The sequence below is a fragment of the Clostridium sp. LS genome, from assembly GCF_002760435.1.
Classification (GTDB): Bacteria; Bacillota; Clostridia; order Clostridiales; family Clostridiaceae; genus Clostridium.
In genome coordinates, this window is record NZ_AUUU01000041.1 from 42937 (window position 1) to 56180 (window position 13244).

Here is a 13244-nt window from a genome sequence, read left to right on the forward strand (position 1 = left end):
GTAAATATAATTATTAGATTTAGGATGGTGAAAGAAATGGCAAAATTATTTTATCAAGGTCATGGAAGTTTTCGTATTGTAACTAACAACAATATAGTTATATATGTAGACCCTTACGTAGGTGAAGGATATGATTTACCAGCAGATATAATCTTAGTAACTCATGAACACCCGGATCATACAAAGTTAGAGCTGATTAGGCAAAAGGAAAATTGCAGAATTTTACGAGCAGAATCTATGCTTATAAATGGGGAATATAAGCATATTCAAATTAGAGATATAAATATAACATCAGTACCAGCTTACAATAAAAACCATGATGTAAATAAATGTGTGGGCTATGTAATTGAGGTTGATAATGTTAAGATTTACGCAGCGGGAGACACTTCTACAACAGAATACATGAAAACTAATTTGTCAAAGCAAGAATTAGATTATGCGCTGCTTCCTACTGATGGGTATTATAATATGGATGCAAAAGAAGCAGAAAAGTGTGCAGAAATTATTGGAGCAAAACATGCGATACCTATACATACAAAGCCAGGGGAATTATTTGATATAAATGTCGCTAATGAATTTTCTCCAGCTAATAAATTAATAGTAAAACCAGGCGAAGAAATAGAATTAAGCTAAAGAAAGAGAAATATAATATAAAGCTTCAGAGTAAATATTACAATATTCTGTACATTATGATATAATTGATATAATCATAAGAATTAAATGTAATTACATTGTGTAAGCGGAGGAATTATGGGAAGTATAGAAAAAGGGAAAAAATTATATTTTGCAATGGCAATAATACTAGTGGCTATAAGTGTAGGCACATCTCTATTTAGCACTGCTAGTCAAGGGTTTGTTGAGTTAATTCAAGGAATTTTTAGAACTGCAGTTGAAGTATTAATTTTATATTATATATTTAAGGGAAATAAAGTGGCGAAGATAATAATGATTGCTTTATTATTTATAGGAATATTAGTTGCTTCAATGTTACTTTTATTTTCAATGAATATAACTTTTATTACATTAATAGGAGTATATGCCATAAGTATATATATCATTGCACTTTCTCCTAGTGTAAAAGAATATTTAAAGTCTGTAAAAAATTAATCTATAAATAATATAGAAAATCAAACTAGTTTTATAAGCTGAGGTTAAAACTTAAAAGCCTCAGCTTTATTTTATTAAGTAAAATTATTTATAATGTATAAAATAAAAGGAATTTAAAGAATGAATTAGCAATATACCATAAATAGAGTATAATATACACACAATAATTTAGAAGCATAGGATGAACAGCAAATTTAGGTGGTGGTAAACATGTCAATTACAGTAGGTAAATTATTTGGAAATGGAACAGTGCTATATCAAATGAAGTTGTTAGCAGGTCAAAAAGGTCTTAATAATCTTGTTGAATGGGTACATATCATTGAAAATGATGAAGTTAGTGAATTTTTACATGGAAATGAAGTTGTACTTACTTCAGGAATACTAAATAATACAGATGGATGGCTATTAGAATATACAAAAAAACTTTATGGAGTTGGAACAAGTGCTTTTGTTGTAAATATTGGACCATACACAAAATCAATTCCACAAGAAGTAATTGATTATTGTAATGAAGTGAAAATGCCTCTTTATACTATTCCATGGGAAACAAGAATGGTGGATTTAACAAGGGATATATGTTATCGTATTATGCAAAGTGAGCAAGTTGAAATAAGTATTGCAACAACAATTAAGAATATAATATTTAAAACAGGAGATTTAGAAACGTTAATTTTGCAGATGGAGAGATATGGATTTTTGAGAGATAGCCATTTTTGCTTCATCGTGATGTCTTTTGAGAATAAAGAAGATAAAAATTTGGAATTTAACATGAATAGAATAAAAATGTATTCGGAAAAGCTTGCTAGAAGTATTCATGAATTATATATTTCATTTTCATACAAAGATTGCTGGGTATTAGTTCTTGTTAATTATGGTAATTATGATGTTAAGAACTTTGTGAATTCCTTTTTTAGAAATTGGAACGAACCTGCCTGGAAGGTTCATATGGGTGTCAGTGAAAATAAAGATGGAATAAAAATACAAGCAGATAATTTTAATAATGCATTTACTGCTTTGACCATGTCCAGAAAAAAGGATAAGGAGGTTGTGTTTTACAATGAACTTGATATTCACAAGCTGCTTTTAAATTCAAAGGATAAAGAGGTATTAAAGGAATTTTATGAAGATACATTAGGAAAATTAGAAAAGTATGATAAAGAAAACAATACTGATTTAGTGAATTTCCTATATATGTATTTACAAAATAACGGAAGTCAAAGTCTTGTGGCTGAAAAGCAATATATTCATAGAAATACTGTTAATAATCAGTTGAAAAAGATTGAAAAAATTACTGGTTACAATCCCACAAACTTAGAAGAGAAATTAAGATTTTATTTGGGCTTTTTTGTTAAAGATGTTATGTAAATGTGCAGTTGCACAAATAAACTTAGTCACTTACTCATTGATTACTCAAAATTGCTGGTATATAATAAAAACAACCTAAAGGAAAAACGAATTTAATAAGAAAACAGCAACGGAGCTTGTTCACTTGAATAAGTTCCGTTTTTTTATTTGTAGGAAATGTATATTTTGAATGAGGGAGTGTATAAATATGAATGGTGAAGAAATTAAGAGTACTTTAAAAGAATATAATTTACAATCTTGGAGCAAACAAAGAAATATAAATCCAATTCCTGTAGAAAAAGCTGACGGAATATATTTTTGGGATTATGATGGAAATAGATATTCAGATATGTCATCTCAACTTGTTAATATGAATCTAGGTTTTGGTAATAAAGCAATTGGAGATGCAATAAAGGAACAAGTTGATAAATATTGTTTTGTAGGACCATCCTTTGGAGCGGAATCTAGAGCAAAGTTAGCTAAAAAAATAGTTGAATTAATGCCTGATAATATGGGAAAAGTTTTTTTTACAAATGCTGGAGCAGAATCCAATGAGAATGCAGTGAAAATTGCGAGAATGTTTACTGGCAAAACAAAGGTGTTTAGCCGCTATCGCAGTTATCATGGATCTTCATTTGGGGCAGGAAACTTAACTGGTGAACCTAGAAGATATGCATTAGAACCTGGTATACCAGGATTTATAAAATTCTTTGATCCTTATATTTACAGAGAGCCAATTGAATTTGAATCTGAGGAAGCTGCAACTAAATATTATTTGGCCAAGCTAAGAGAGCAAATCGTTTATGAGGGTCCTGAAAGTGTTGCAGCAATAGTAATGGAGACTATTACTGGTTCAAATGGAGTAATTATTCCACCAAAAGGATATCTTCCTGGTGTTAGAAAATTGTGTGATGAGTTTAAAATCCTTATGATATGCGATGAAGTAATGACAGGATGGGGTAGAACTGGTAAGATGTTTGCTTTCGAGAATTTTGATGTAAAACCAGATATTGTTACATTTGCAAAAGGTGTTACATGCGGATATGTTCAACTTGGTGGAGCTGTAGTAAGTAAAGAAATAGCGGCTTACTTTGATGACAACCTATTATCTTGTGGATTAACTTATAGTGGACATCCTCTAGCTTGTGCAGCAGGGGTAGCTTGTATTAATTATTACCAAGAAGCAAATATTTTAGATAATGTAAATGAAGTTGGAAAGATACTTGGAGAAAAATTAGAGGAAATGAAAGCTAGTCATCCAAGTGTTGGAGATGTAAGGTATATTGGGTTATTCTCTGCAGTGGAACTAGTAAAAAACAAAGAAACTAAGGAACCATTAGTACCCTATGGTAAAGATGTAGAAGGTATAATGGGGAAGATAATTAGTATGCTTAAAGAGAGAAAGTTCATGACATATTCACATGAAAATATGATATTAGTAGCACCTCCATTAATTATTACTAAGGAACAACTAGAAGAGGAACTTGCTAAATTAGATGAAGTACTAGAAATTGTTGATAAACAATTTATCTAGATGAGGTGAAGAAAATGGCATATGAATTTAGTTTACCAGGGCGCACAGTTATTGGAGAGAATGCGCTAGAAGAAAGTGAAAAAATAATAAAAACTCTTGGAAAGAAAGCATTTGTAGTATCAGGAAAAAATGTGACAAAAACGGGGACTGTTAAGGCACTTACGGATTGCTTGACTAAATGGGGTATAGATTTTCAAATATTTAATGACATTATAGGAGAGCCGACAGATGTTATGATAGAAAGTGGCGTCAAGGCTTATAAAGAAGCACAGTGTGATTTTTGTATTGCAATAGGCGGGGGAAGTCCTTTAGACAGCGGCAAGGCAATTGTAGCTATGACAAAACTTGAAGGATCCATATCAGATTATATGGGAGTAGCAATTGAGGGAAACTTTCCACCACTAGTACTAATACCAACTACTGCAGGAACAGGATCAGAAGCTACCAAGTTTACTGTAATTACGGATTCGAAAAGGAATATAAAAATGCTTCTAAAGGGGGAAGCATTATTACCGAATCTGGCGATTATAGATTCTAAATTTTCTATGACTGCACCAAAGGGTGTAACAGCAGCAACTGGTATGGATGCCTTAACTCATGCTGTAGAAGCATTTACTTCAAAAAAGGCAAGCCCGCTAACCGATACTTATGCAATATCTGCAATTAAAAGAATTTTTACTTATTTACCATTAGCTTATGAAAATGGTGAAAATAAAAAAGCTAGAGAAGAGATGGCTTTAGCAGCATATGAAGCAGGGGTGTGTATAAATAATTCATCTGTAACAATTGTTCATGGAATGAGCAGACCAATAGGAGCTATGTTTCATGTAGCTCATGGAATTTCAAATGCCATGCTTATTAAGGAATGTTTATCATATGTTTTAGACGGAACCTATGAACGGTTTGGTGCAATAGGAAGAGCTATTGGCGCTGCAGATTATAAAAAGAGTGATAAGGAGGCGGCTGAAGCTTTCTTAGAAAAGCTAGAAGAACTATGTAATGTTTGTAATATTCCGACGTTAAAAGAATACGGAATTAATAAAGAAGATTTTGATTCAGTAGTTAATAAGATGGCACAAGACGCTATGGATAGTGGAAGCCCGTCAAATACTATAAAGAATGTTTCAAAAGAAGATTTATTAACTATTTACAACAAACTATGGTAATATAGAATATTTGCAACGGTGCAAAACTAAATGTTTTGTGCCGTTTTTTGTTTAAAAGAAAGTCAAAAAGTTTTCATAAACAACTGTTAACTGTTAACTGAATTAAGGGGAGGCGTAAATCAATGAGTATGATAAACGAAATAGATACAGAATTTGGAGAAGGAATTCTTTCAAATTTAAAATCTGAAGATAAAGTTGAAATTAAAATTGAAGATTTAAGTATGGTTTACCAAGATAAAAATGGAGGAGAGCCAGTAACAGCTCTTAAAAATGTTAATTTAGAAATAAAGGAAGGCGAATTTATTTCATTGCTAGGGCCTTCTGGATGTGGAAAGACAACATTACTACGAATTATAGCTGATTTATTGCAGCCTTCTTCTGGAAAAGTAACAGTGCGTGGCCAAAGTCCAAGAGAAGTAAGACTTCAAAAAAAATATGGTATCGTATTTCAAAATCCTGTTTTATATGATTGGAGAACAGTTAGAAGAAACGTATGTATGCCAATGGAACTTTTGGGAATGCCAAAACCTGAGCGTACTAAAAGAGTTACAGAAATGCTTGACTTAGTTGGACTAACTAATTTTGGAAAGCACTATCCTTATGAGTTAAGTGGTGGAATGCAGCAAAGAGTTGGCATTGCAAGAGCATTAGCTATAAATCCAGAAATACTCCTTATGGATGAACCATTTTCAGCTTTAGATGAATTCACACGAGAAAAGCTTCATGAAGATTTACTTGAAATTTGGACAAAGACAAAAAAGACAGTAGTGTTTGTAACTCATAATATTTCAGAAGCAGTGTTTTTATCAGATAAAGTTGTAGTTCTTTCACCACATCCAGGACGCGTTTCAGCTGTAATTGATATTGAAATACCAAGGCCTAGAAATATGGAGTCAAAACAATCAAAACAATTTTATGATTATATAACAAAAATCAGAAATAGCTTTGAGGGGGTGTGATAATGATAAATAAGAAAGAAAAATATATAGTTAATTTAGTTTGGGGTATTGGAATTGTCATGGTTTGGGAATTACTAGCTTTCTTTCTAGAACAAGTAATTCATGATCCTATGGCTGCAGCAAAATTACCTTATCCACACAGTATTGTTATTTCTATTGCTGAAAATTTTACTGATTTAATGGGTGCAGCTGGACTTACTTTTTCAAGGGCAGTATTTGGATTTGCTTTAGGTGCAGCAATAGGATTCATACTAGCTATCATTATGAGTTTATCAAAGATTGCAGAAAAAATAGCGTTACCATATTTGATAATATCACAAATGATACCTGTTCTTGGCCTTGCCCCAATAATTTTTACTCTTGTAAGGGATATGAACACATCAAGAATAGTAATCGCAGCTTATATCACATTTTTCCCAGTATCAGTAAACATGTTAAGTGGGCTAAATAGTGTTGAAAGTGATAAAAAGGAATTGTTATACTCATATGCTGCAAAAAAGAGAAGCATTTACTATAAGCTTATGATTCCTTATTCATTGCCATATTTATTTGCAGGATTAAAAATAGCTGCACCTATGTCAATAACGGCTTCTATTTTAGTAGATATGCTTGGCTCAAGTGGAGGAATTGGAGTCAAACTTTTATATTCTTTATATTCAGGAACAAAAGATGTTTTCTGGGGATCAGTTGTAACAAGTGCTCTAATGGGGATATTAAGTTACTTTATTGTTATATTATTTGAAAAAATTTGTATGCCGTGGAGAAAACAAACTACATAAGGAGGGGATTTTATGACTGAAAAAATTAAAAATGTATTGTGGCCCTTAGGCTTTGGAATATTAGTCATTATTGCCTGGCAAGCTGGTCTTTTTCATGATGTATTAGGTTTTAAGCCCTTTCAATTGCCAATACCGTCTCAAATTGTTAAAACATTAAATGATAATTTTTCTAAAGCATTATCTGACACTATGATTACAGTTTCAGGCGCTTTAGTAGGACTAGCATTAGGATGTTTCTTTGGGTTTATTGTTGCAGTAATAGCTACAGTCTTTCCAAAGTGGGGCTATACTGGACTTAGTGTAATAGCCGCATTTAATGCAATTCCAATTGTAGCATTATCTCCAATTATGAATCGATGGTTTACTAGTGGTTTTGCGCAAAAGGTTGGTGTTGTAACAGTTGTATGTATGGCAGCTATGGCAATTAATGCTTATCGAGGCCTAAATGATTTAAAGCCCTTTGCAAAAGATTTACTAGAATCTTATGCAGCATCTAAGAAAACAATATTTTTTAAATTACGTTTACCTAATTGTCTGCCAAGTGTATTAACAGCTTTAAAGATTAATGTGGCAGCAGCAATAATGGCTGCTATGATAAGTGAATATTTTGCTTCTTCAACAGCTGGTATTGGTTTTGGAATTAAAGATAACTTAAGAAAAGGAATGATGGCTATGGGATGGTCTTACATAGTTATGGCAGCTTTAGTTGGTATCATTCTTTATCTAATAATTTTACTGGTAGAACGCAGAGCTATAAAATGGCATGCTTCACAAAGATAAGATATATAAATGTATTTAATGAGGAGGAATTTATTATGAAAAAGAAGTTATTAGCTTTAGGATTAGCTGTAGTAATGATGGGGGCAACGCTTATAGGGTGTGGGTCAAAAACATCAGATACAACAGCAAAAGATACTGCAAAGTCAGAAGATACAGTGAAGAAAGATGGCCAATTAGACAAAGTAACACTTCAATTAAAATGGCTACCGCAGTCACAGTTCATGGGGTATTATGTGGCTGCAGCCAAAGGATACTATAAAGAAGAAGGAATTGATATTCAAATTCTACCAGGAGGTAGTGATATTATTCCTGAACAAAATGTTTATAACGGTGTAGCTAATATTGGGGTTACTTGGGTATCAAGTTTAATGACATATCAAGCTCAAGGATATTCATTACAAGAAGTAGCTCAAGTTTTCCAAAAGTCTGGTATGTTATTAGTATCTAAGAAAGAAAAAGGAATTAATTCACCAAAAGATTTGGCTGGTAAAAAAGTAGGTAACTGGTTTGGTGGAAATGAATATGAACTTCTAGCACTACTTTCAAAATACAATTTAGACAAAGAGAAGGATTTAAAGCTTGTACAGCAAGATTTTACAATGGATCAACTAAAAGAAGGTTCAGTTGATGCTGCATCAGCAATGACTTATAACGAATTTGGTTTATTACTAGAAGGCGGTTTGAAAAAGGAAGATTTAAATGTAATTGATATGAACAATGAAAATGTTGCAATGATGGAAGACTGTTTATTTGTTAATTCAGATTGGGCAGCTAAGAATAAAGACTTATTAGTTCGTTTCTTAAAAGCTTCAATTAAAGGTTGGAAAGACGCGGTTCAAGATCCAGAAGCAGCAGGAAAAACAGTTTTTGATGTGGATAAATCAGTTTCCTTAGATCACCAAGTATATATGGCAAAAGAAGTTGCTAAGCTTGTAGCTCCACAAGGTTTTGATGCTTCAAAAATTGGACAAATTGATATGAATGCAATTAAACAAACAGGAGATTTCTTAAAGAAATACAATAAAGATTTAGCAAAGGACCCAGTAGTAGATGACACTACATTTACATCAAAGTATTGGGATGAGGCAACAAAGTAATTTATAATTCTTTGATTCCTGTATGTATGACTGTATAATAAATATTTTTTATATTTAATCCCAGAGAATGTATGTATTCTCTGGGATACAAAATATCATTTACGAAAAGAATTTACCATTAGTGAAATTAAACTAACATAAATTCAAAAGATTTAAATTTAATGTAAAAGGGAGGAGAAAAGTTTATGGATTTAATTATTAAGAATGGAACTATAGTAACACCTAGTGAATCTTATGTAGCAGATATTGCAGTTAAGGATGGGAAAATTGCAGGTATCGGAAGTAATTTTTCAGAAGATGGAGCTCAAGTTGTAGATGCTAAAGGAAAATTAGTTTTACCCGGTGCTATTGATGCACATACTCATCTAGCAATGCCTTTTGGAGGGACAGTTTCGGCAGATAGTTATTTAGCTGGAACAAGAGCTGCAGCCTGTGGTGGTGTTACAACAGTTTTTGATTATCCAATGCAAAGAAAAGGAAGTGGAATAATTGAAACTGTTGAGGGAAGAAAAGCAATGTGCGATCCAGAAGCTTGTGTAGATTATGCATTCCATTGCTGCATAACTGATTTAAATGATGGAGCTATCTTAGATGAGTTCGAGTCTGCAGTAAATTATGGTGTTACAAGTTTTAAATGCTTTTTAGTTTACAAAAAAGAAGGCATGATGGTTGATGATGCAACCTTAGTAAAAGTACTGCTTAAAGCAAAAGAAACAGGTGCCATGACAAATATTCATGCTGAAAACCCAGATTTAATTGATTTAAATATTGAAAAATTCTTAAAAGAAGGAAAGACTTCGGCTTGGTATCACTATTTAAGCAGACCTGAATATGTAGAAGCAGAAGCTGACAAGAGAGCGGTACACTGGGCTAAATCAATAGGAGCGCCTCTTTATTTAGTTCATATGGCAGGTAAGGAAGGGTTAGAAGCTGCAATTGAGGCTAAGCGGGAAGGTCATGATATATATGTTGAAACATGCCCTCAATATTTAGAATTTACTTGTGATGTATATAAGAGAGAGGATGGAAGAAACTTTGTATGTTCGCCACCTATGAAAGGCCAAGAAAGCCAGGATGCACTTTGGAAAGCAATTAAAAATGGCGATATTGATACAGTAGCTACAGATCACTGTCCTTTCCAAAGCTATGAAAAAGACTGGGGAAAGGATGACTTTACAAAGATTCCCAATGGATGTGCTGGCGTAGAGAATTTATATCCTTATATGCTTTCTGCAGCTAATGAAGGGAAAATTAGTTTTAATCGCGTAGTTGAATTATGTTCATTTAATCCAGCTAAAATATTTGGATGTGATCAAAAAGGTTCTTTAGCAGTTGGAAAGGATGCAGATATTGTAATTTATGATCCAGACAAAGAGTTTACTATTTCTGTTAACAATATGCATTCAGATTATGACCATACTATTTGGGAAGGAAAAACTCTTCATGGCTACCCAGTAAAGACTTTTGTACGTGGAAATCTTGTATATGATAATGGTGAATTTGTAGGAAAACCAGGAATAGGTGAATTTGTAAAACGAATAGGACGAAAATAAGAGATTTAGGAGGAATGGAAATGAGTAGTTTATTTTATAAAGATATTTCAATTAATGAATATGTGTCAGGGTGTCTTTTATGTAATGATGCACCTTGCAGCAAAGCATGTCCTAATTCACTTAAAGCGGATAGTATTATTCGTTCCTTGAGATTTGAAAATAAGGCTGGGGCAGTAAATAAACTGCCACATCCACTTCCTTGTGAAACTTGCGGAACAAAACTATGTAAAGAAGCTTGCTTAAAAGGAAAAATTAATGAAGCAGTACCAATTGATAAAATAATGAAAGCAATTTCAACTGAACCTAAAATAAAGGAGGAAGAAGTTGATTTATCTATAGATTTTTGCGGAGCGAACTGTGAGAATCCATTTTTCCTTTCTTCATCTGTAGTTGGAAGTAATTATGAGATGGTAGCAAAGGCATTTGAAATGGGCTGGGCAGGAGTTGCGTTTAAGACAATCGGTATGTTTGTGCCCAAGGAAGTTTCACCAAGGTTTGCTACTTTAACAAAGGAAAACCTGCCTTTTATTGGATTTAAAAACATAGAACAAATTTCAGATCACACATTGGAGGAGAATATTGATTTTATAAAGAAATTGAAAGAGAATTACCCAACTAAAATTATAGTTGCATCAATAATGGGACAAAATGATGAAGAGTGGACAAAATTAGCAAAGCTGATGACAGAAGCTGGCGCAGATATTATTGAATGTAATTTCTCATGCCCACATATGACCGGTGAAGGCTTAGGTTCTGATGTTGGGCAAAACCCAGAGCTAGTAGCTCAATATACTAAAGCAACTAGAAAAGGAACAAACTTACCTATTCTTGCCAAGATGACACCGAACATTGGAAATATGGAAATACCAGCAATGGCTGCAATGAAATCAGGTGCAACAGGAATAGCAGCAATTAATACAATTAAAAGTATTATGAATGTAAATTTAGAAAGCTTTGCTTCAGAACCAAACGTAGAAGGTAAGACTAGCGTTGGAGGATATTCAGGTAAAGCGGTAAAACCAATTGCACTTCGTTTTATCCATGATATGAAAAATTGTGAAGATTTAAAGAGTGCTCCAATAAGCGGAATGGGTGGTATTGAAACATGGAAAGATGCAGCTGAATTTCTAGCTTTAGGATGCGAAAATTTACAAATTACAACATCAGTTATGCAGTATGGTTATAGAGTTATTGATGATTTAATTAGTGGGATGAAATTATACTTAAGTTCTCAAGGATATAAAAATATATCTGATATTATTGGTAAAGCTCTACCTAATATTGTTCCGGCAGACAAGCTGGAAAGGGATAGTATATGCTATCCAAGGTTTGATAGAGAGAAATGTGTAGGCTGCGAACGATGCTACTTATCTTGTTATGATGGTGGACATCAAGCAATAAAAATAGATGAAAAATCAAATAAGCCTATTCTTATAGCTGATAAGTGTGTGGGATGCCAATTATGTGTTACTGTATGTCCAGCACAAGCAATTTCATCAGGTAAAAGAGTAAAAAATAAATGATTTAAATAAATATGAGAAAGAATTAAAGGGGGATATTGATATGTTAACTTGTAACAAAGAAAGACTTCAAGACAAAATCACAACTTTTAGTAAATTTGGAGATACAGGAAAGGGTGGAATCACAAGATTGTCTTTATCACCAGCGGCTTTAGAGGCTAGAGAAGAATTTTGCAGAAGATGTAAAGCACTTGGAATGGATATAAAAACAGATGATATGGCAAATATCTATGCAACTATTCAAGGAGAAGAAAATTTACCTGCAATTATGATGGGGTCTCATGCTGATTCAGTTAAACAAGGCGGAAATTACGATGGTATTTTAGGAGTTCTTACTGCTTTAGAAGCAGCAGAAACTATAGTAACAGAAAAAATTCCTCATAAGCATCCAATTACGGTAGTTATATGGACTAATGAAGAAGGTGCACGTTTTGAACCTGCAATGATGTCCTCTGGGGTTATAACAGGTAAGTTTGATAAAGATGTTATGTTAGCTTCTAAGGATACAGAAGGAGTAACTTTTAAAGAAGCATTAGAAGCTAGTGGGTATATGGGTGATATTGAAAATAGAATGACTCCTGAAAAATACAGGGCATTAGTTGAATTACATGTGGAACAAGGCCCAGTTTTAGAAGATGAAAAAATAGATATCGGGGTTGTTGAAGGTGTCTGCGGAATGATTAACTATGAGTTTACATTTGTAGGGCAAGCTGATCATGCTGGAACAACACCAATGAAATATAGAAAAGATGCTTTATATGCAGCAGTAAAGACTATACAATATCTTCATGATGAACTTGATAAACTTGATAGCAAATTAGTTTATACAACAGGTAAGATATCAGCTCATCCCAATATTCATACTATTATACCTGATATTGTTAAGTTTACCTTGGATGCAAGACATCAAGATCCTGAGGTAATTAATCAAGTTCTTGAAATAATTAAGGCAATTCCAAAAGTTGTTGAGAAATGCGAAGCAAGCTATGAAGAAGCATGGTCACGTAAAACAGTACGTTTCTACTCTGAATTTATAGACTATGTTGAAAAAAATGCTAAAGAATTTGGATATTCTACTAAGAGAATGTACAGCGGTCCAGGACACGATGCTCAATTTATTACAGATATAATTCCTACTACAATGATTTTTGTTCCAAGTGAAAAAGGGCATAGTCATTGTGAGAAAGAGTTTACACCATTAGAAAATTGCTGGAAGGGCGCAAATGTTCTATTACAAACCATTTTAGATATTGATAAAAATTAATGTGAGAGATGCCAATTTTATGATAATCATACCATAGAATTGGCATTTATTTTTTTATAAATATTAGACCATTTTTTACAGTCGCAAAACTAAAGATAACTCCTTGCAGAAATTTTATCTATAGGCATTTAAGAAGAATAA

12 protein-coding genes are annotated in these 13244 nt (G+C 32.9%); all 12 read left to right on the top strand.

Annotated features, from left to right (window positions below; all coding sequences use genetic code 11):
* Positions 1-36 precede the first annotated feature (36 nt).
* A complete protein-coding gene (locus COL3_RS10750) occupies positions 37-633 on the top strand; it encodes an MBL fold metallo-hydrolase (RefSeq protein ID WP_008421480.1) in 597 nt (198 codons plus the stop codon).
* A gap of 117 nt (positions 634-750) precedes the next feature.
* Positions 751-1107, top strand: a complete 357-nt coding sequence (locus COL3_RS10755) for a hypothetical protein (RefSeq protein WP_008421481.1) — start codon at positions 751-753, stop codon at positions 1105-1107.
* 210 nt (positions 1108-1317) lie between these two features.
* Positions 1318-2472, top strand: a complete 1155-nt coding sequence (locus tag COL3_RS10760; protein WP_008421482.1) for a PucR family transcriptional regulator ligand-binding domain-containing protein — start codon at positions 1318-1320, stop codon at positions 2470-2472.
* Between the two features lie 187 nt (positions 2473-2659).
* Positions 2660-3985, top strand: a complete 1326-nt coding sequence (locus COL3_RS10765; RefSeq protein ID WP_008421483.1) for an aminotransferase class III-fold pyridoxal phosphate-dependent enzyme — start codon at positions 2660-2662, stop codon at positions 3983-3985.
* Positions 3986-3999: 14 nt separating this feature from the next.
* A complete protein-coding gene (locus COL3_RS10770) occupies positions 4000-5151 on the top strand; it encodes an iron-containing alcohol dehydrogenase (protein WP_008421485.1) in 1152 nt (383 codons plus the stop codon).
* A 128-nt stretch (positions 5152-5279) separates the two neighbouring features.
* Complete coding sequence (locus tag COL3_RS10775) at positions 5280-6110, top strand: ABC transporter ATP-binding protein (RefSeq protein ID WP_099716617.1); 831 nt, start codon at positions 5280-5282, stop codon at positions 6108-6110.
* 2 nt (positions 6111-6112) lie between these two features.
* On the top strand, positions 6113-6889 hold the full coding sequence (locus COL3_RS10780) for an ABC transporter permease (protein WP_008421489.1): 777 nt from the start codon (positions 6113-6115) through the stop codon (positions 6887-6889).
* A 12-nt stretch (positions 6890-6901) separates the two neighbouring features.
* Entirely contained in the window at positions 6902-7669 is a 768-nt protein-coding gene (locus tag COL3_RS10785; protein WP_008421491.1) for an ABC transporter permease subunit, read from the top strand.
* Positions 7670-7704: 35 nt separating this feature from the next.
* A complete protein-coding gene (locus COL3_RS10790; protein WP_008421493.1) occupies positions 7705-8766 on the top strand; it encodes an ABC transporter substrate-binding protein in 1062 nt (353 codons plus the stop codon).
* 185 nt (positions 8767-8951) lie between these two features.
* Positions 8952-10319, top strand: coding sequence for a dihydropyrimidinase (gene hydA / locus COL3_RS10795; RefSeq protein WP_008421495.1), 1368 nt, complete (start codon positions 8952-8954; stop codon positions 10317-10319).
* Between the two features lie 20 nt (positions 10320-10339).
* Positions 10340-11842, top strand: a complete 1503-nt coding sequence (gene preA / locus COL3_RS10800; protein ID WP_008421497.1) for an NAD-dependent dihydropyrimidine dehydrogenase subunit PreA — start codon at positions 10340-10342, stop codon at positions 11840-11842.
* 40 nt (positions 11843-11882) lie between these two features.
* The gene (locus COL3_RS10805; RefSeq protein WP_008421499.1) at positions 11883-13103 is read left to right on the top strand and encodes a Zn-dependent hydrolase; all 1221 of its coding nucleotides are present in this window, start codon (positions 11883-11885) and stop codon (positions 13101-13103) included.
* Positions 13104-13244 lie beyond the last annotated feature (141 nt).

Coding starts and splice junctions, on each gene's coding strand:
- COL3_RS10790 (WP_008421493.1), top strand. CDS start 7,705: ATGAAAAAGAAGTTATTAGCTTTAGGATTAGCTGTAGTAATGATGGGG.
- COL3_RS10770 (WP_008421485.1), top strand. CDS start 4,000: ATGGCATATGAATTTAGTTTACCAGGGCGCACAGTTATTGGAGAGAAT.
- COL3_RS10775 (WP_099716617.1), top strand. CDS start 5,280: ATGATAAACGAAATAGATACAGAATTTGGAGAAGGAATTCTTTCAAAT.
- COL3_RS10785 (WP_008421491.1), top strand. CDS start 6,902: ATGACTGAAAAAATTAAAAATGTATTGTGGCCCTTAGGCTTTGGAATA.
- COL3_RS10755 (WP_008421481.1), top strand. CDS start 751: ATGGGAAGTATAGAAAAAGGGAAAAAATTATATTTTGCAATGGCAATA.
- COL3_RS10765 (WP_008421483.1), top strand. CDS start 2,660: ATGAATGGTGAAGAAATTAAGAGTACTTTAAAAGAATATAATTTACAA.
- COL3_RS10750 (WP_008421480.1), top strand. CDS start 37: ATGGCAAAATTATTTTATCAAGGTCATGGAAGTTTTCGTATTGTAACT.
- preA (WP_008421497.1), top strand. CDS start 10,340: ATGAGTAGTTTATTTTATAAAGATATTTCAATTAATGAATATGTGTCA.
- COL3_RS10805 (WP_008421499.1), top strand. CDS start 11,883: ATGTTAACTTGTAACAAAGAAAGACTTCAAGACAAAATCACAACTTTT.
- COL3_RS10760 (WP_008421482.1), top strand. CDS start 1,318: ATGTCAATTACAGTAGGTAAATTATTTGGAAATGGAACAGTGCTATAT.
- hydA (WP_008421495.1), top strand. CDS start 8,952: ATGGATTTAATTATTAAGAATGGAACTATAGTAACACCTAGTGAATCT.
- COL3_RS10780 (WP_008421489.1), top strand. CDS start 6,113: ATGATAAATAAGAAAGAAAAATATATAGTTAATTTAGTTTGGGGTATT.